Raw genomic sequence first — 17,977 nt, 5'->3', positions numbered from 1 at the left:
CTACTTGAGGCGCGGCGGGCGGAACGATGGCGCTGCAGCCAGTAGCTCCTCCAGCCGGCCCTCGGGCACGCGATCCCACGCGTCAGCCGGCAGGAGTGAGCCGAAGAGACTGGCGTCGAAGACGTGCTGCCGGCGCATGACGCGGTCCCACTGGAACGCGTCGTAGGTCCCCTCGAAGATGAGCTGCCGAACCTCGACGAACGGCGGCTCGCCCTGGGCTCCCTCAGCGAGCCACTTCTGCGCGCGCTGCTCCCAGAGGCTACCCTTCCGATCGACGCGCCCGATCTGCTGCTCGAGGACGGCGGGGTTCCATTCGGCGTGGAACTGCACGACCACGCGGCAGGACTCGTGGAGGTTGAGCCCCTCACGTCCGACCTGGCTCTGCGCGATGAGGACCCACGGCGAGGCGCCGGGCCGGTTGAACGCGGCCTGGAGGTAGCGCCGCGTCTCCCAGCGCGTGGCGCCCTGGAGCAGTCGCGCGTGGAAGCTCTGGCGACCGTCGTCGTCCTCGAGGAGCGCCCGCAGCGCCTCCTGCCGGAGCACGGCCTGCTCCTCGTTGGCGTCCTCGTCGCCCAGCTCGCCAAGCAGCGGACGGAGGCGCTCTTCAACGAACTCGGCGGTCAGCACATCGAAGCGCTCATCGGTGACCTCGTCGGACTCCGAGGTCGTCGCGAGGAAGTCGTCGAGGACGAACGACACGAGGTGGTCTTCGAGCGCGCCCTCGAGCTCGCGATCGACCGGCGCGCCGCCGAGCAGCGACGGGTCGATCCGCCACGCGACGACCGGCTTCTTCGCACGCCTGCGCACCTTGTCCCGCAGTCGCTCGTAGGCTTTGTGGCTGTCGGCGAGCGCGCGGCGCATCTCCGCGCCGTTGCCCGTCGAAAGGCGGCCGGAGAGCGCGCCCTCCGCGCGCAGGCGCTCGAGCTGGCGAAGCGCGATCCCGAGCAGCGACGCGTCGGTGTGAACAGCGTGCGCGATCGGCCTGCCCGCGTCGGCAGCGCGCAGCGCGTGGCGAACGTTGAGTACGTCGCGCAGGAGTCGAAGCGGACGTAGGAAGACGCCGAACACCAGCACCTTCTCGCGCTTCAGCGTCCACCCCTCGATCTCCTTCACGGCAGCAAGGATGCGAGGATGCTCGGCGTCGGGATCGAGCTCGGCGCCGTTCACGGGCGGCAGCCCCTCGAGCACGCGCTTGCGGCCGTCGCGCAGCCGTCGATACCAGTAGGTGGCACGCGCGATCTTGCCTCGCGTATGGTCGTCGACGACACCGGGCTCGGGGACTCGGAGCGGCTCGCTCGTCTCGGACAGGTCGATGCTGACGTGCCCCGCCGATAGCTTCGTGTAAGCGTCACGCACCGCGCGCGGCCAGTCCGCGGTGTCCTTGAGCGTCAGCCCCCGAGCGCTCTGGCTCATGCACTCGGCGGCGAAGAGCACGTCGAGCCAGGGCGAGCTCTGGCCCACCGTCTCGGTCCACCCGATCTGCACGCGCTGGAGTCGTCGATGTGGATGTGGCAGTCCCTCGGGCAGCGCGGCGCCCGTGCGGAAGCTCGTGACGAGCGGGTCCTCGTCACGCCGACGCCGCGTCACGTGCGGAGCCAGCGTCTTGGTGAAGTCCCTCGCGGCGGCACACAGCTCGTCGAGACGGCTCCCTTCGTCGGGCGCCACGGCGGCGCGGGATGCCGCGTCGTGGAGGCGCTTCACTACTTGGCGCCCGCGCTCGTGGTCGAGGCCGCTGCGGGCGCGTCCGAGGAGGTCGAGCCACTGCGACAGCTCGAGCTCCATCGGCGTCGCCGTGAGGCAGAGCCGCCGACCGTTCTCGGGCTGCTTCAACACCGCGTCGACCAGACGCGCGAGCACCGTGCCGGACGCGGCGCCGAGCGCGGTGTCCTCGACATCCACTTCGCCCCGGCTCTTGTGTGCTTCGTCGATGACGAGGAGGTCGAACTCGCCGAGCCAGAGGCCCAGCAGTTCCTCGGTCAGCGGGCGGCCGTCGCCGCTGTTGCCGAACTGCGCGAGGAGCGCGTCGTTGTTCTGGCTAGCAATGCTGAGCGGAGGCAGTGCCTCGATGCGCTTACGCAGGTCACGACGTCCGCGAACGCGCGGCGCGACCTCGCTCGCGATGCGAGCCATCCCGTTCCAGCCCCACCACGACGCCCGCGCGTTCTCGATCATCCGATGGAGCTTGCCGATGCGTGTGCGTGCATCTTCTCGCTCGGCTCGGGACGCCAGATACAGTTCGACGAACGCGGGCAACGCCGCTCGCCACCAGTTGGAGTTGCTACGGACCAGCGGCGCGCGGAACCCGTGGGAGATGAGCCACCACTCAGACTCGTCGGGGCGCGGGCTGAAGTCCTTCCACGACGCCTCGTTGGGCGACACCTCGCGCAGGAACTCCGTAAAGGTCGTGAGATCCTTCGGTGCCGGGCTGCTCGCGCGAAGCTTCCGCGACTCCGCGATCCACTGGTGCATGAGCCCGTGCGGGACGACGACGGCCGCGCGCCCGCACGCTTCAAGGACTGCGTGAACCACGGCGCACGCGATGCGCGTCTTGCCGGTGCCGACCTCGTCGGCGAGCACGACCCCACTCTGCGGCAGGCGCTCGGCCATCCACGTGAGTGAGGCCCGCTGGCCGTCGTCGAGATGTTGCTCCTCACGCGACTTGGCCGCGTCCTCCGTGACGAGCCTCCGAAGCGCGGTGGCCGCGCGCGCCCACGAGAAGCTCATCGCAGCCCCCACGAGCGGGCCGCGCCGTCGAGTACCTCGAAGTACCTAGCTCGCTGCTTGTCGGTCAGGTGCGGCGAGCGCAGCTCCGGCTCCCGGAGGTGCACGAAGACGTCGAGGCGGTGCGTGCGCCAGGTCGTGATGAGCGCTTCGGGGAACGACGCGCGGAACATCCGGTCGAGGTGATCGAGCCAGTCGTCGAGCATCGACTCGGGCAGCGCGGACTGCAGCGCGGCCACCTTCTCGACGAGCTCGGCGGCGGCATGCAGCGCGTAGCTCTTCTCCTGCTCGATTGCCTCCCCGGTGCCCGTGCCATTGGTGTCGCGGTCATCACTCTCTTCGCCATCATCGTCGTCGGTGGCCTCGGCGGGGCGGATCGGGAAGTCGAGGAGCGCCGCGAGCGCGTCGGCGTACGTGTCGAAGCGCGGCGGTTGCCAGCCGACCCGACCGGCCGCATCCACGATGGGCACGACCCACTTGCGGTCGCTCTCGTCACGCACATGGAGAGCAGTCGGGTTCTCGTCGTCCTTCAGCAGGACCTCGTCCGCTCGCTGCACGTCGAACCAGTCGCGCCCAGTCCACGAGATGCTCACACGCGCTCCGACGGTGTCCTCGCGCCAGAGGAGGCGCAGACGGCGAGCCGGCGTCGTCTCGATGGTTGCGGAGAGGATCGGCGGCGCTTCCAAGATGGGCTGCGCGTCGGGCGCATCACCGACCTGGCCAACGGCCCAATCGTCTTCGTCGACCGCCTCGGCATGGTCCTGCGCCCAGAACAGCCAGCGCTCGAGGTCTTCTGGTGCGAAGCGTTCAGCGACCTCGAAAACGACGCCGGTCTCTACGTTCCCCTCGGGCGTGCCGCCGTGGGTGAGGATGCCCCTGCGAGAGAGGTTGCCGGAGCCGAGGTAGAGCCAGCCGTTGCTTGCGTAGCCGTCGCGGAGGTAGCCCACGTACACGAACTTCGCGTGAAGGTGCCGATTGTGATCGAGGGCGTCGAAGGGGCGAACCACCTCCCAGCCTTCGGTTTCACCCGTCCTCGCCCAGTCAGCGACCGCGCCAGCTTTGCCAGGCTCCACGAGCGCCACGCGGTAGGGTTTCGGCGTGAACACTCCGAGGTCCTCCAGCTTGCCAAAGACGGCGGGCTTGCGCGCCTTGCCGGACGGCTCCTCGTAGAAGCCGGAGCCGCAGAGCAGGAAGTTCCTTGGCTTGTCGATCGCGCTGCGGAAACGCTCTCGGATCTGGTCGTAGAGCGGGCGGTCGAGGGAGTGAATGAAGCGGGGTTTTCGATTCGTCGCGAGGGACGAAGCTGCCCAAAGAAGGACGTCAAGCCGCGCCGTCAGCTTGCGGTCCCTCGGCGCGAGGCTCTGCTCGTCGCGGTGGAAGCGTCGAGCCAGGAGCGTCTCCACGAACGCGCCCGCCGCTGCGACGTCTGCGCGGTCCTCGGGGCGCGCGGTGCCGTCGAGCGGCACGTCGACGACCCAGACCAGCTCGAGCTGCTGCCGCGCGGAGGTGTACGTGAAGTTGGCCGTGAGCACCGCGAGGCGAAGGTGGACCGGAGCGCCAGTGCGGCTCGGTGCGAACGCGAGCAGCGCGACCTTCGCGTGCAGGAGCGAGCCGCGATCGACCGAGCGAGGTTGGAACTCGTGAAGGCCGGGGATGCGCCCTGGTGGGAAGACCTCCTGCCGCGAAGACGACGAGTGCCCGTCGAGCATCAGGTACACGAGCACCTTCCCCAGCTCGGCGCGCTGTTGCGGCCGGAGCCCCGTGAAGCGCTGGACGGCGTCCTCGAGGAAGTCCTCGGCGCCGGTCATGGCGACGAGGGCGGCGCTGTGCCCGACCATGCCCTCAGGCGGCACGAAGATGTCGAGCAGCGTCTCGGCGCTCATCGCGCACCTCGCTGGTCGACGTCACGCAGCAGCGCGTGCAGGTTCGCGATGCGGAAGGTCCTGCCAGTGCGATCCGGCTCGATGCTCGCTGCGCCGTCCTCGAGATCGCTCGCCTCGTCGGTGGCGTCGACGACACGGAAGAGCGGTCCTCGGATGACGGAGCCATCGGCAAGTCCGAGCACCTCACCAGCGCGACGAACCATCAGCCTGATGGCCTCGCTGTCATCAGCGGCGACGACCGCGTCGGCAAAGGTGCGGCTCGTCGGCTCGTTCACGCTGGCCGTGTTCGCCTTCTCCACGTAGCTCTTCGTGGCCGAGCGCAGATCCTTGAAGGCCCGCTTGATGCCCGAGTCGGTCACCAGGGTCGCGAGCTTCACACCGCCGCGTCCGGGCTCCACCGCGCGGGTCAGGCTCGCGACCGCGTCGCGGGCTCGGTCGAGCACGGCGCCGAAAGCGCGTGCGGCGATGACCTGGTTGGCCTGATCGCGATGCCCGTCCTCGCGCAGCCGAACGACGACGGCGCCCTCGATGTCCGGCATGTCGGCCGCGCGCCCGACCGCGCGCGCCAGCCGTTGCCGCTTCTCGCTGGCTGGCGTCGACGTTCCGAGGAGTCGTGAACGGACCAGCGCGCGCTCGTCGTCGGTGGCGTGTTCTGGGGAGAGCGCTAGCAGCATGGTCTTGGGCCAGCCGGAGAGTTCCCGGTCGCCCTCGAGCCACCCGAGCAGCCACTTGCGGAGGCTCGTCCCGCCCTTGCCGACACGCTGGTCGAGGAAAGCGTTGGCGAGTGCGCGGCCGACCGGCTCCAGCTCGAGGAGATCGAAGCGCGCGCCGCGCGCGAAGCCGAGCCCGCCGTCGACGCGAACCGCGCGCGTCGCGGCCTGGCGATGCGTGTTCCGCACGTAGTTCGACGCCTGGCGAAGCCGATGGAACGACCACACCTCCCGCTCGGCGTCACGACCGAACGCGCGCCGTCCGAGGATGCGCGGAGACGGGGCCTGGGGATCGACGAGGTACTCGAGCTTGCAGGCGAGCGCCTCGATGCCGTGGCAGATGGCGGTGGGCTTCGGCGCGTTCGAACCGTGGCTCGCAAGCTCCTCGTGAAGCGCCAGTGCCGCCAGGGGCCACGAGAGCTGCCGCACGAACCAGATCCGCCCGAGCTCCGGCACCACGAGCTCGCGGAAGAACAGGTCGGCCGCGCGTAGATCGAAGTCGAGCGAGAGCCGCGAGGACGTGACCTCGCTCGGCGCGGGAGAGAACCAGTACGTGGCGGCGTCGCTCATGGGCATTGTGCCGAACGCCAGAGAGCGAAGGACACGTCACCATATCGTCGGAGGACCGCCGCGAAATCAACAACCTACGCCATCGAAGCCATGCGGCCCCGCCGCGCCGGCCGTCGTCGCGTGGGCGCCGCATCGAATAGCCGCTTTTCCTCAGAAGCGGCGATCCGGCGCTCCGCGTGGGCGAGGCTGCTCTCCCCGCTCAACCTGTAGGATGCGCCGTGGCCAGAACAGGCGAAGCCCTCGACCGTGGACGGGCGGAGGGCTTCTGGGGGGCCCGGCAGCCACTTCGTTTGCAGCTACGCGACCTTGGCTCATCTGTCGCGCCCCCGGAGGATGGGAACGCGACAGATACATGGGAGGTGAGGTCTCACCTTCTACGCCTGTGCGGCCTCAGCGGCGAAGAGGGCCGCCGCGTCATTGGCACCAAGGTGCGGGAGAGCCGATTTCGTGGATACACAAGCACGCTCGCGATCCCCTCGTCCTCTCCCCGGTACGGCTTCCTCGTAGGGCGGGCCCGCCGGGTTGTAGTGCTCTGGGTCGGCCTCGAACCGCTTGAGCTGCTCCATGGCCGCTCGGAGCGTGGTCGCCCGCGTGCTGACCTTGTAGCTTCGCCCGTTGATCATCCGGCGGATGACGTAGACCTTGCGACCCCTAGAGTCGTGGCGGATGAACCCACCCTCCCACGTCTTCGCGTAGTCCTGGCTCTTGCCCGTGCTCTCACCCATGCGCCCGCGCCCTCCATTGGGGAGAACGTCCGGAGGGGTTGCCCGTATTTTGCCCACGGGCAGGGGAGGGCAAATGAAAAGGGCCTTGAACTTTCGTCCAAGGCCCTGAAATTACTGGTGAATCTTGCTCCCCGACGTGGACTCGAACCACGGACCTAGTGATTAACAGTCACCCGCTCTACCGGCTGAGCTATCGGGGAATATGTCCGCTGCGCGCTGGCCCTTGTGGGCCGCCGCGACAACGAGGTGCTTTCTAAAGAACGGAGTCTCTCCTGTCAACATCCTGTTTTGACCCGCTCTCACGACTTCGCTCGGTTCCCTGGTCGGCGCTCCATGGGCTCGCCCCCGTTGCCGCCCAGGCCCTCTCCCTCGTTCTCTCGGGTCAGCCCGCGGAAAGGGTGCTCGATCGGACCCTCCGGGCCCACCGGAGCCTCTCCCGCGACCAGCGTCAGGCCCTCGCCGAGGCCGTCTTCAACGTCGGTCTGTGGCGCCGCCGGCTCGGTTTCCTGCTCGGTGACCCGGAATCCCCCGTCCCCGCGTTCCTCTACGCCTTCCTGCACCGGCTCGCGGGTCTCCCGGCCGGCGAGGCGGTCCGGCTCTCCGGGGTCCAGGCCCCCCTGGCCCTCGTCTCCGAGGAGCCTCCATCGCTCGCCCTCCGGTGGTCGCTGCCCGACTGGCTCGCGGAGCACTTCATCCGTGAGTTCGGCCCCGCCGCCGAGGACTTCTGCGCCCATCTCAATGTCCCCGGCCCCATCACGCTCCGGGTCAATCGGTTGCGCACCACGCGTGAGGCCCTCGGGGAACGGCTGCGCTCGGAGGGGGTCGAGACCCGGCCCGGGGCGCTCAGCCCCCTCGCGCTCCACATCGTGGGTCCCAGGCCCAACCTGTATGGGCTCGACTCTCTCCGCGAGGGCCTCTTCGAGGTCCAGGATGAGGGCAGTCAGCTCCTCGGCCTGCTCGTCGAGGCGCGGCCCGGTGAGACCGTGCTCGATCTGTGCTCCGGCGCCGGAGGCAAGACGCTCCAACTCGGCGCCGCCATGGAGAACCGGGGCCGGCTCCTCGCGTATGACCCGGATGCCGAGCGGCTCGACCGGCTCCTGCAGCGGTGCTCGCGGGCGGGGGTCTCGATTGTCCAGGTGCTTCGCGCGCCTCCAGAGGGAGTGCTCGCCGACCGGGTGCTCGTGGATGCCCCGTGCTCGGAGCTGGGCTCCCTGCGACGGGGGCCCGACCTGCGGTTCCGCCTCGACCCCGCGTCCCTGTCCGCGCTGCCTCGGGTCCAGCGCGACATCCTCGAGCGTGCGGGCCGTCTCGTTCGTCCCGGGGGTCGGCTGGTCTACGCGACCTGTACGGTGAATCGTGCGGAGAACGAGGAAGTGGTCCTCGGGTTCCTTCGCGAGGTCCCCGGGTTCCGGCTCGTGCCTCCCGGGGCCGGGTGGTTGGACCCCTCGTGCGTCCGGGAGGGGTTCCTGTTCTGTGCTCCGCACCTGCACGGGACCGATGGGTTCTTCGCCGCTGTGCTCGAGCGGGTGGTCGGGTAGGGGGTTGGAACCCAAGGAGGCAGACACCCTCACCCTGGCCCTCTCCCCCTCGGAGTGGGGAGGTTGTCACTCGGACAGGGGGTGTTCGAAGCTCGAAGACTCCTGCGCACCCGGTGCTATGAAGGCGCCCGTGCGTTGGCTCAAGCCCCTCCCGCTGCGTCCTCGCGACACCGTTCACATCGTCGCCCCCGCCGGTCCCTTCGACCCTCCCACCTTCGAGGTGGGTCTCGGCGTCATCGGGCAGCGTTACTCGCCCATCTATCAGCCCGATCTCTATGAGGCCTGGCGCTACCTCGCCGGCCCCGATTCGCGTCGGGCCGGGGAGCTGTCCCGGGCCCTCACCGACCGCCAGGCCCGCGCCATCTTCTGCGCCCGGGGCGGCTACGGCGTCATGCGCCTCCTGCCGTCGCTCCCCCTGGCGGACATGGCGCCCTCGGCATTCGTTGGCTTCTCCGACCTCACCGCCCTGCACCTGCCCCTCCAGGGGCTCGGCCGCGTCACCATCCACGGGCCCGTCGTCACCCACCTGGGCAAGCAGCCTCCCGAGGTCCAGGAGTATCTCTTCCGGCTGCTCGAGTCCCCCGAGCCTCCTCCGCCCCTCGAGGGCAAGGCCACCTATGTGTCCGGGGTCGCCGAGGGGCCGCTGCTCGGGGGGAACCTCTCCGTCTTCTCCCGGCTGCTGGGCACTCCGTACATGCCGCCGCTCGACGGGGCCATCCTGCTGCTCGAGGACGTGGGCGAGCGCCCGTATCGGCTCGACCGGATGTGGACGCACCTGCAGCTCGCGGGCGTCTTCGACAAGGTGCGCGGCATCGTGCTCGGCGACTTCACCGACTGCGAGCAGAAGGACGCTCCCTACAGCAGCGCGGATGTCCTCCGCTCGCTCGCCGAGGAGACGGGGCTCCCCTGCGCCGCCGGCTTCCCCATCGGCCACGACATCCCCAACTACCCTGTCGCCCTCGGCACCCGGGTGCGGTTGGATGCGGGCGTCGCCCGCCTCACCTTCCTCGAAGGAGCGGTGCAGGCATGAGCAGCCATCCCATCGCGGAACTCCAGGATGTCCTCGACGAGGCCGTCACGCTCGGCATCTTCCCGGCCGCGCAGGCCGTGGTGATGCACCGGGGCGCCCAGGTGTTCGGCGGCGTGGCGGGCAACGTCACGGGTGACACGCGCTTCGACCTGGCCTCCGTCACCAAGGTGCTTAGCACCACCGCACTCTTCCTGCGCTTCTGGACCGAGGGCAAGGTCGGTCCCGAGACTCCCGTGGCCCGCTTCTTCCCGGGCTCGCCCGTGGGGGACGCCGGCGCCACGGTGGCGGACCTGCTCTATCACCGCTCGGGCCTGCCGCCCTTCGTGCCCTTCTTCGCCGAGGCGCTCACGTCCACTCCCGAGCTCCTCGACCCCGCGTGTCCCGCGGCCACCCGCGCCCGCGTCCGCGACGAGGTCATCCAGGCCGCCGCGCGCACGCCGCTCGCGGCGCCGTTGCGCACCCGCGCCGCCTACAGCGACGTGGGCTTCATCCTCCTGGGGGAGATCCTCGCCCGTTCGGGAGGCGCGCCCCTGGATGTCCTCTTCTCGCGCCATGTCGCCGGGCCGCTCGGCCTCTCCGCGCGCTTCCACCGCCTCACGGATTTCCCCACCGATGGCCTCGTGGCACGCACGGGAGCCACCCGTCCCCGCGAGCCCGCTCCCGGCCAGGAGACCCTGTGGGGCGAGCTTCCCTCGCGTCCCTCGGTGCCCGGCGAGGTGGATGACGACAACGCCTGGGTGATGGATGGCGTGAGCGGCCATGCGGGCCTCTTCGGCACCGCGGTGGACGTGGCCCGCTTCGGCCAGGCCATCCTCGCCGGGTGCGCGGGGGACGCGTCCCTCGCGCCCGGGCCGCTCTGGTACCGCGCGCTGGCCACGGATCCGCTCCTGGAGGGCAGCACCCGCTCCATGGGCTTCGACTCGCCCTCCGAGGGCCTGTCGAGCGCGGGCCACTACATTGGCGACACGCCTCCGGGCGCGGTGGGCCACCTGGGCTTCACCGGCACGAGCCTCTGGGTGGATCTGCGCCGCTCGCTCGTGGTGGCGCTCGTCACCAACCGCGTGGCGCACGGCCGCAAGGAGCTGCGCATCCGCGATTTCCGCCCCGTCTTCCACGACCTCGTCGTGCAGGCCCTCGGCCTCAGCGACCTCACCCCGAAAGCACATGGCTGACGACAACGGCAACGTCCTCGAAACCATCACCCCCGGCGCGGTGCGCCGCATCCACCTCGTCGGCGTGGCCGGCACCGGCATGGGCTCGTTCGCGGGCATGCTCAAGGCCGCGGGCTACGACGTCACCGGCAGCGACGAGAACGTCTACCCGCCCATGAGCGACATGCTCCGCGAGTGGGGCATCCAGGCGCTCACGCCCTACCGGCCGGAGAACCTCGATGTGGCGAAGCCGGACCTGGTCATCATCGGCAACGTCATCCGCCGGGTGAACCCCGAGGCCACCGCCGTGCGCGAGCGTGGCATCCGGCAGATGAGCTTCCCGGCGGCGCTGGGCTCGCTCTTCCTGGATCGGGCGCACTCGGTGGTGGTGGCGGGCACCCACGGCAAGACGACGACGTCCTCGCTGATGGCCCACGTGCTGGTGGAGGCGGGGAAGGATCCGTCCTTCCTCGTGGGCGGAGTCACGCAGAACTACTCGGGCAACTACCGGGTGGGGAAGGGGCCGCACTTCGTCGTCGAGGGCGACGAGTACGACACGGCCTACTGGGACAAGGGCTCCAAGTTCCTCCACTACCGTCCGAAGACGGCCATCCTCACGAGCGTGGAGTTCGACCACGCGGACATCTTCAGGGACCTGCCGCACTACGAGTCCACCTTCGACAAGTTCGTCCGGCTGATTCCGAGGGATGGACGGCTGGTGGTGTGCGCCGCGTACCCCAATGCGGTGAAGCTGGCGCAGGCGTGCCAGGGCCAGGTGGTGACGTACGTGGCGAAGGAGGGCGCGCAGGCGGACTACACCCCGCGCAACGTGCGCTTCGGTCCCGAGGGAGCCCGCTTCGAGGTGGTCGAGCGCGGCACGGTGCTGGGCACCGCGGTGCTGCCGCTCTCGGGCCTGCACAACGTGGAGAACGCGCTGAGCGTCATCGCGGCGGCGCGGGGGCTGGGCCTGTCCTTCGAGGAGATTGCGAAGGGCCTGGCCACCTTCCGGGGCGTGAAGCGCCGCCAGGAGGTCCGGGCGGAGATTGGCGGAATCCTGCTGGTGGATGACTTCGCGCACCACCCCACGGCGGTGCGGGAGACGATCGCCGCCATCCGTCACCGCTACCCGGAGCGCCGGCTGTGGGCCATCTTCGAGCCGCGCTCGAACACCAGCCGCCGCAACATCCACCAGGAGGACTACGCCCACGCCTTCACCGGGGCCGCGAGAGCCAGCCTCAAGGTGCCCGAGCGTCACGACAAGGTGCCCACCGGCGAGGAACTGGACGTGCCCCGCGTCACCGAGGAATTGAAGAAGCAGGGCATCGCCGCGGACCATGCCTCGGACGTGCCCACGCTCGTGGAGCGGGTTGCTCGCGAGTCCCAGCCCGGGGACGTGCTGCTCGTGATGAGCAATGGCGCCTTCGGTGGATTCATCGACAAATTGCTCGTCGCGCTGCGGGCCCGGATGGGGGAGAAATAGGCCATGCGCTCCTTCCACCTCGCCCTGGCCGCGCTCGCCCTGTCCGGCTGCGCGCAGAGCATGCCCTCGCTCACGGCCCCCTCGCTGGCCTCCAGCTCGGACGCCCTGGGAGCCGAGCCCGCCCCGCTGCAGTTCACCGTCAAGCGCTACCCGGGGGGCGAGCCCCACGACATCGCCAGTGACCGGGGCAGCGTGGTGCTGCTCGACGTGTGGGCCACCTGGTGCGAGCCCTGCCGCGACGCGCTCCCCATGTACCAGGACTTCGCGAAGCACTACGCCTCGCGCGGCCTGAAGGTGTACGCGCTCAACGTGGACGAGGACGCACGCGCCATTCCGCCGTTCCTCGAGGAGACGAAGGTGACGCTGCCCGTGCTCGTGGACACCAACGCCGTGGTGGCGGAGAAGGTGCTGCGGGTGCGCGGCATGCCCACGATGGTGTTGATCGACCGCCAGGGCAAGGTGCGCTACGTGCACGAGGGGTTCGCCGAGGAGTTCCTCTCCAAGTACCAGGCGGAGATCGAGGAACTGCTCGCAGAGACCGCGAAGTAGGAGGAAGGGAGGAGCCGCCATGTCCGACGAGTCGCCCGCCACCCTGCGCCGTATCGCCGAGGAGGGAGCCCGGCTCGCCGGCCGGGTGCTCGCCGAGCGTTTCCAGGGCGAGCGCACCATCGAATACAAGGGCGGCATCGACCTGGTCACCGACGCGGACCGGGCGGCCGAGGCGGCGGTGCTCGGCTTCATCCGCCAGCACTACCCGGGCCACGCGATTCTTGCCGAGGAGAGCGGGGCCTCGAAGGGCTCGGGGCTGAGGTGGATCGTGGATCCGCTGGATGGCACCACCAACTACGCGCACCGGGTGCCGCACTTCTGCGTGAGCGTGGGCGTGGAGGGGCCGGACGGGGTGCTCGCCGGAGCCATCTACGCTCCGATGATGGACGAGCTCTTCTCCGCCGCGCGAGGGGAGGGGGCCACGCTCAATGGCCGTCCGATGCGAGTCTCCGGCACCACGGAGCTGGGGCACTCGCTGCTGTGCACGGGCTTCCCCTACGACGTGCACGAGCGGCCCGAGGGTCCTGTGGGCCTGTTGAAGCGCTTCATCGTCCGGGCGCAGGGCATGCGCCGCACGGGCAGCGCGGCGCTGGACCTGGCCTATGTGGCGGCGGGCCGCTTCGACGGCTTCTTCGAGTTCGGCCTCAAGCCGTGGGACGTGGCGGCGGGCTCGCTGCTGGTGCAGGAGGCGGGCGGGACGATGGTGCGCATCGACGGAGCGCCGTTCCAGGTGGGAATCGGGGACGTGCTCGCCTGCGCGCCGGGGCTGGCCTCGCAGCTCATCTCCGAGTCCCGGGGCTTCCTCGCCGACATCGGCTGGGTGCCCCCGGCGCCGCGCGCCTAGAAGAGGCTCTCCGGCACGAAGACGATGTCGCCCGGCTGGAGGGGGAAGTTCTTCTCCGCGCCGTCGCGGATGTCCTTCACCGGGACGCGGATCTTCAGTTGCTGTCCCTCCCCCTGCCGCGCCACCTGGGTGCCATTGGGCGAGGCCAGCTTGGTGAGGCCACCGGCGAGCGTCACCGCTTCGATGATGGTCATCCCCTCCTCGTAGGAGAACGTGCCCGGTTTCTGCACCTCGCCGAAGACGAAGATCTTCTTCGAGTTGTACTCGCGGATGACGACGGACACCTCGGGGTGCTTCAGGTAGCGGGTGAGGCAGCCGCGCAGCACGTCCGCGGCGGTGCCGGAGGTGCGGCCGGCGAGGTGGACCTTGCCGCACAGCGGGTAGTCGATGGTGCCTTCCGTGGACACGGCCCAGACGCCCGAGTGGTCGGGCTCCTGGAAGACGCGCACATCCACCAGGTCTCCCGGGCCGAGCGTGCGGCCGGTGGTATCGGTGGCCGTGGAGGCCGAGGGCGGAGGGAGCTCGGAGGCGTCGAGCGCCTGGGAGGGCGTGGTGGTGCGGCACGCGGTCAGAGCGCCGAGCAGCACGAGGAGGAGGAAGGAGCGCATCACGGGGGCCGTCTCAATACGTCACGGTCACTCGAACATACCCTTCGTGACGGGAGTAGTTGATTCCGGTGCCGCTCTCCGAGGATGTCCGGATCCCCAACAGGTAGCCGGCCCCGAGCAGGAGCCACCGCTCGAACTGGTACTGGGGGCCCACGTCCAGCTTGAAGAGCGTGTCGCGCCGTGTCCCCTGGAAGCTCAGGTAGTCGAACGAGGAGGCTCCCCGGACGGTGAGCTTGCCTCCGAGCAGGGCCTGTGCCTCCACGTACCCGCGGTCATCGCGGAACAGGCCGAGCGACGCCACGGGCTCGAGGGTGCGCGCATAGCCGGCCTTCAAGGTGGCCGTCTGGCTCATCAGGTAGCTGGCCTCGAGCTGGGCGATGAGCGAGCCACCCCCCGCCGAGCCGAAGTCCTGGCCCCAGCCCGCCGTGGCCGTCACGGCGATCTTCGGCGTCACCAGACCCGCCAGGCCCGCCTTGGCGTGCAGGAGCATGGCGCCGGGAGTCCCTCCGTGGACGTAGCTGCGCACGTTGAACTGGGCGTCCGCGAGCACCGCCGTCTTCGGCAGGAAGCGCCAGCGGGCATTCACGCCCGCCCGCAGGTCGTTGTAGTCGAAGCTGCTCACCTGGGCGGGGTCACACGTGGGGCCGCCGCAACCCACGGGAGGCAGGGCGCCCGAGGCCTTGAAGAGCTCCGTGCCCCAGGCCAACTGGGGGGTCACCTCGAAGGCGCCGCCGCCGGGCCGCACCGGCACGCTCAGCCGCAGCTCGTTGTAGAGCGACAGCACACCCGCGCCGACCGCCGCGTTGCGCGTCTGATCCGAGCGCTGGAAGTGGTCTCCCAGCTCCACCCCGATCGGCGCCTCCCGGTTGTAGGCGACGTTGAGGTCCGCCATCGCCTCCAGGTGGGAGGTGTTGGTCGAGCCGGGGGTGAACAGGCCGGTGTAATGGACGTAATCGGCGTAGCCCTTGAGGTCCAGGGCCAGCGTGGAGCCGGGGATCTCCAGCCTCAGCCCGGGCCGGATGTGCATCAGGGCCTCCCCGGAGAGCTTGTCCGACACCACGGTGGGGTCGGTGTTGCCCGCGGGGGGAAAGTAACCGGCGGCGCTGTCGTAGCGTGTCTCGAAGTCGAAGGTGAGGTGCAGCCTGCCGTCACCCACCTTGAGACCGTTGCCGCCGCGGAAGCCGCCCGGGGCCTGCCCGAACGCGGGCCATGACGCCACCAGCACTAGCAGCAGGCACCAGACCTTCCACTTGTTGGCAGGCTGCGTCATGAAACGGTCAAATCCCCGAGCCCGGCGGTCTTACCACGCACTTCGATGGTGCTCGAAATGACTTTGACCGGGCCTCGGTGGCCACGGCCGACTGGGGCATTGGAGGGCAATCAGGCTGGAATCATTGAAGGGGGCTGGCCGGCGGCGGACGCATGACGATGTCCTCGATGGGCCGGGGACGGGTGGGATCTCCCCCGGGAAGGTCCTTGGGCTCCTCCACCTCCACGGACATGTTCTCGTCCGCCTGGAAGGCGAGCTGCCCGATGCACTTCTCCGCCTCGGTGCGCAGCTGGGAGACCTTTTGCTGGGCGATCATCACCTTGGTGTACTCGTGTTCACTGGCGGTGTTCTCCCGCCGGGCCACGGCCTCCTGGAGCGCCACGTCCGCCTGCTCGGAGATGCGCAGCAGGCCCTTGATCTGCGTGAGCTTCTCGTTGACGCAGTTGAGCTTCACCACGTCCTTGGCGCGCCGGGCCTCTTCCAATTTGCCCAGCACGTCGCGGAGCACCTCGCGCATGCCGGTGAGGGACTTGGTGCTGCGCTCGAGCTTGGCCGCATCCGGCACCTCGCTGGCCTTCTCCTGCTGGAAGGGCGAGGGGGCGGCGGCCGGGGCGGTACGGGGGGCGGACTGGGCGAGCGCGAGCCCACTCGCGAGGACGACCGCCAGCATTCCGATGTTGCGCATGACCTCTGCTCCAGGGCTGCGGCGAATGGGCCCGACGCTAGAGAGCCGGGCCAGGGGTGTCAACGCGGGGAGTGCTCAGGCCTGCCTGGCCGTGAGCCGGGCATTGGCCTCGCGTACCCGTGCCGACAGGATGCGCGCGATGTTGATGACGACGAAGGTGAAGCCATCGCGGTGCGTCTGGCGGAAGGAGGCCAGGTGTTGGGTGGTGAGCCGCAGGAGCACCGCCTCCGTGCGCGCCCGCACCGTGGCGGAGCGGTACTCCTTGTCGATGAGGCTCATCTCCCCGAAGAAGTCCGGGGCGGTGAGCACGGTGAGGGGCCGGGGCACCCCGCCGCTGTCGCCGCGCACCACCTCCACCTCTCCGCGCACGATGACGTAGAGACAGTCGCCCAGCTCGCCCTCCTCGAAGACGACGTCCCCGGCGGCATAGCGCCGTTGCTCGGCCAGCTCGGCGAGGTGCGCCAGCTCCGTGCTGGAGAGCATCTCGAAGAGCGGCGATGACGAAATGACGGCCAGCTTCTCCATGGCTCCCGACCCCCCGGGATTCGAAGTGCTGGCCCCAGTCTACCCCGCGGGCGCGAACACGAACGGGTAGGCCACCGGCACTTCGTCATCTGGTTTGAAGGGGAACACCCAGCCGCGGATGACGGTGCGGATGCAACTGGCCACCGCGTCGTTGCCCAGGGTGTTTTCCTCGATTTCGATTTCCCCGGTACGCCCGGAAGGCTTGATGCTGAATCGCACCATCACCTTGCCCTTGAGGCCGGGGTTGCGCTTGAGCTCCTTCTCGTAACAGTTCTGGATGGCCTTGAGGCGGGCCTTGACGTAGCGGGCGAGCGCGTCCCGGTCCACGTCCGAGCTCTCCACCTCGGGGGTGGCGCTGGTGACGCGGCCAGCGACTTCCACTTCCTTCTTGGAGCCCAGGTCCACCTTGCCGGCGCCGCTGGTGCCGAGGTCTCCGATTCCGGCCACATTGCCGGTGCCGCCGCCGCGCGGGCCGTTGGCGCCCACCGAGGCCTCGGTGGCGACCCCCACGCCGCCCGCGCCGGCCAGAGCCTGCGCGATGTCTCCGGCGCCGGTGCTGCCGCCGAGCACGTCCGCGAACGCGCCCCCGCCGCCTCCACCCGAGGAACCGAGAATCTTCAACAGGCCCTTGTTGCTCACCTTCTTGGCCACCTCGGCGCGCCGGGCGGCGGCCTCCTCCGCGGTGGCGGGCTTGGAGGACGCCTCCGCGGGCTTGTCGGCCGGGTCGCTCTCCTTGGGCTTCTTCTCCTCGGTGGGCGCGGCGGCCTGGGCCGTGTCGGCGGCGGGCTTCTTGGGCTCCTCCTTGGGCGGCATGAGCACCCGGACGAAGCGGTCATCCAGCTGGTCCAGCGCCAGCTCGGGCTCCTTGGGAGGCTCGGAGGCGATGATGACGGCCGCGCCGGAGAAGTGGAGGAACAGGGAGGCGGCCAGGATGCCGAAGAACATCCGGTCCATGGTCCGCCAGGTGCCGCCCTGGAGGTCCGGAGGCAGCCGGAGCTTCTCCGAGTCGGGAGGGGGCGTGATGAACTGGAAGAAGAGGCGGAGATCCGCGTCGAGCTCCACCAGCCCGCGGGCGCTCTCCTGGAGGGGCAGGACGTAGTGGTCCTCGCGCTCCATGGCCATGCCCTGGCCGCGCAGCGTGTGGAAGTCCACGTCCGAGGAGCCGAGGTTCACCCGGCCCTGCATGTCCTCGGTGAAGACGAGGTTGTACTGGTTGGCCCGGTACTCGAAGACGCGGAAGCTGGCTGGCAGGTCCGGCAGCGGCAGCACGAGGGAGTTCTTCGGATCCTGCCCGACGGTGAAGTCGCCGGGCTGGCGCAGGTGGCGCTCCTCGAGGATGCGTCCATCCTGGATGAGGCCGACGCGGAGGATCCGGCTCTGCTGAGGGGAAGCCATGTGTCTTCTCTGGGACCCTTCCTAGCCTAGAAAGGTTCCTTCTCCACGCTCTTGACGACCTTGGGAGCGAAGCTCTCGGCCTTGTTGAGCTCGTCGAAGTTCAGGTTGGAGCGCTGGAGGATGTAGAAGGCCTGGGGTTTCTGGATGCGGCCCTCGACGGTGATGGCGTCCAGGCGGATGACCTTCTTCTTCTTGGGCTCCTTCTCCTGGGAGGCCTTGGGCGTGGCGCTGTCCTGGGCGGACGCGGGCGCTGCGGCGAGCAGGAGGAGGAGGGCGAGGGCAGGGCGCATGGG

General features: G+C 69.6%; 16 protein-coding genes and 1 tRNA gene. 6 read left to right on the top strand and 11 right to left on the bottom strand.

Going from position 1 to position 17,977, the window contains the following annotated elements; all coding sequences use genetic code 11:
* The 5 genes from DAT35_RS34045 to DAT35_RS34025 form a co-directional block, all read right to left on the bottom strand.
* On the bottom strand, window positions 1-2,724 hold the full coding sequence (locus DAT35_RS34045) for a helicase-related protein (RefSeq protein WP_108073063.1): 2,724 nt from the start codon (window positions 2,722-2,724) through the stop codon (window positions 1-3).
* The gene (locus DAT35_RS34040) at window positions 2,721-4,604 is read right to left on the bottom strand and encodes a hypothetical protein (RefSeq protein WP_108073061.1); all 1,884 of its coding nucleotides are present in this window, start codon (window positions 4,602-4,604) and stop codon (window positions 2,721-2,723) included. The genes DAT35_RS34045 and DAT35_RS34040 overlap by 4 nt, the downstream gene beginning before the upstream one ends.
* Window positions 4,601-5,884, bottom strand: coding sequence for a hypothetical protein (locus DAT35_RS34035; protein ID WP_146210007.1), 1,284 nt, complete (start codon window positions 5,882-5,884; stop codon window positions 4,601-4,603). Before DAT35_RS34035 ends, DAT35_RS34040 begins: the two co-directional genes overlap by 4 nt.
* Window positions 5,885-6,258: 374 nt before the next feature.
* Window positions 6,259-6,609: a hypothetical protein gene (locus tag DAT35_RS34030; RefSeq protein ID WP_108073057.1), complete on the bottom strand. Its 351-nt coding sequence runs from the start codon at window positions 6,607-6,609 to the stop codon at window positions 6,259-6,261.
* Between the two features lie 127 nt (window positions 6,610-6,736).
* Window positions 6,737-6,809 (bottom strand) — tRNA-Asn (locus tag DAT35_RS34025).
* Between the two features lie 198 nt (window positions 6,810-7,007).
* On the opposite strand from DAT35_RS34025, the gene DAT35_RS34020 reads away from it, so the two are divergent.
* The 6 genes from DAT35_RS34020 (at window position 7,008) to DAT35_RS33995 (ending at window position 13,201) form a co-directional block, all read left to right on the top strand.
* A complete protein-coding gene (locus tag DAT35_RS34020; RefSeq protein WP_233261885.1) occupies window positions 7,008-8,147 on the top strand; it encodes an RsmB/NOP family class I SAM-dependent RNA methyltransferase in 1,140 nt (379 codons plus the stop codon).
* Window positions 8,148-8,265: 118 nt separating this feature from the next.
* Window positions 8,266-9,177, top strand: coding sequence for an LD-carboxypeptidase (locus tag DAT35_RS34015; RefSeq protein WP_108073053.1), 912 nt, complete (start codon window positions 8,266-8,268; stop codon window positions 9,175-9,177).
* Window positions 9,174-10,349, top strand: a complete 1,176-nt coding sequence (locus DAT35_RS34010) for a serine hydrolase (protein WP_108073050.1) — start codon at window positions 9,174-9,176, stop codon at window positions 10,347-10,349. The genes DAT35_RS34015 and DAT35_RS34010 overlap by 4 nt, the downstream gene beginning before the upstream one ends.
* Window positions 10,342-11,808 carry a UDP-N-acetylmuramate:L-alanyl-gamma-D-glutamyl-meso-diaminopimelate ligase gene (gene mpl, locus DAT35_RS34005; protein ID WP_108073047.1) on the top strand — a complete coding sequence of 489 codons (1,467 nt, stop codon included), beginning with the start codon at window positions 10,342-10,344 and terminating at the stop codon, window positions 11,806-11,808. The genes DAT35_RS34010 and mpl overlap by 8 nt, the downstream gene beginning before the upstream one ends.
* A gap of 3 nt (window positions 11,809-11,811) precedes the next feature.
* Window positions 11,812-12,357 carry a TlpA disulfide reductase family protein gene (locus DAT35_RS34000; protein WP_108073044.1) on the top strand — a complete coding sequence of 182 codons (546 nt, stop codon included), beginning with the start codon at window positions 11,812-11,814 and terminating at the stop codon, window positions 12,355-12,357.
* A 19-nt stretch (window positions 12,358-12,376) separates the two neighbouring features.
* A complete protein-coding gene (locus DAT35_RS33995) occupies window positions 12,377-13,201 on the top strand; it encodes an inositol monophosphatase family protein (RefSeq protein WP_108073041.1) in 825 nt (274 codons plus the stop codon).
* Here the strand turns inward: DAT35_RS33995 and DAT35_RS33990 are convergent.
* The 6 genes from DAT35_RS33990 to DAT35_RS33965 all read right to left on the bottom strand — a co-directional run bounded on the left by DAT35_RS33990 (window position 13,198) and on the right by DAT35_RS33965 (window position 17,974).
* The gene (locus tag DAT35_RS33990) at window positions 13,198-13,809 is read right to left on the bottom strand and encodes a polysaccharide biosynthesis/export family protein (protein ID WP_108073039.1); all 612 of its coding nucleotides are present in this window, start codon (window positions 13,807-13,809) and stop codon (window positions 13,198-13,200) included. The two genes, DAT35_RS33995 and DAT35_RS33990, sit on opposite strands and share 4 nt — an antisense overlap.
* Before the next feature lie 13 nt (window positions 13,810-13,822).
* Window positions 13,823-15,079, bottom strand: a complete 1,257-nt coding sequence (locus DAT35_RS33985) for a hypothetical protein (RefSeq protein ID WP_108073035.1) — start codon at window positions 15,077-15,079, stop codon at window positions 13,823-13,825.
* A gap of 121 nt (window positions 15,080-15,200) precedes the next feature.
* The gene (locus DAT35_RS33980; RefSeq protein ID WP_108073031.1) at window positions 15,201-15,764 is read right to left on the bottom strand and encodes a hypothetical protein; all 564 of its coding nucleotides are present in this window, start codon (window positions 15,762-15,764) and stop codon (window positions 15,201-15,203) included.
* Between the two features lie 75 nt (window positions 15,765-15,839).
* Window positions 15,840-16,289: a cyclic nucleotide-binding domain-containing protein gene (locus DAT35_RS33975; protein ID WP_108073027.1), complete on the bottom strand. Its 450-nt coding sequence runs from the start codon at window positions 16,287-16,289 to the stop codon at window positions 15,840-15,842.
* A gap of 39 nt (window positions 16,290-16,328) precedes the next feature.
* On the bottom strand, window positions 16,329-17,684 hold the full coding sequence (locus tag DAT35_RS33970; RefSeq protein ID WP_108073024.1) for an AgmX/PglI C-terminal domain-containing protein: 1,356 nt from the start codon (window positions 17,682-17,684) through the stop codon (window positions 16,329-16,331).
* Between the two features lie 26 nt (window positions 17,685-17,710).
* Complete coding sequence (locus tag DAT35_RS33965; RefSeq protein WP_108073020.1) at window positions 17,711-17,974, bottom strand: hypothetical protein; 264 nt, start codon at window positions 17,972-17,974, stop codon at window positions 17,711-17,713.
* Window positions 17,975-17,977 lie beyond the last annotated feature (3 nt).

Source organism: Vitiosangium sp. GDMCC 1.1324, from assembly GCF_003044305.1.
GTDB lineage: Bacteria > Myxococcota > Myxococcia > Myxococcales > Myxococcaceae > Archangium.
The sequence above is the reverse complement of the archived record's forward strand: the minus strand, read 5'-3'. Positions and strand labels throughout refer to the sequence as shown.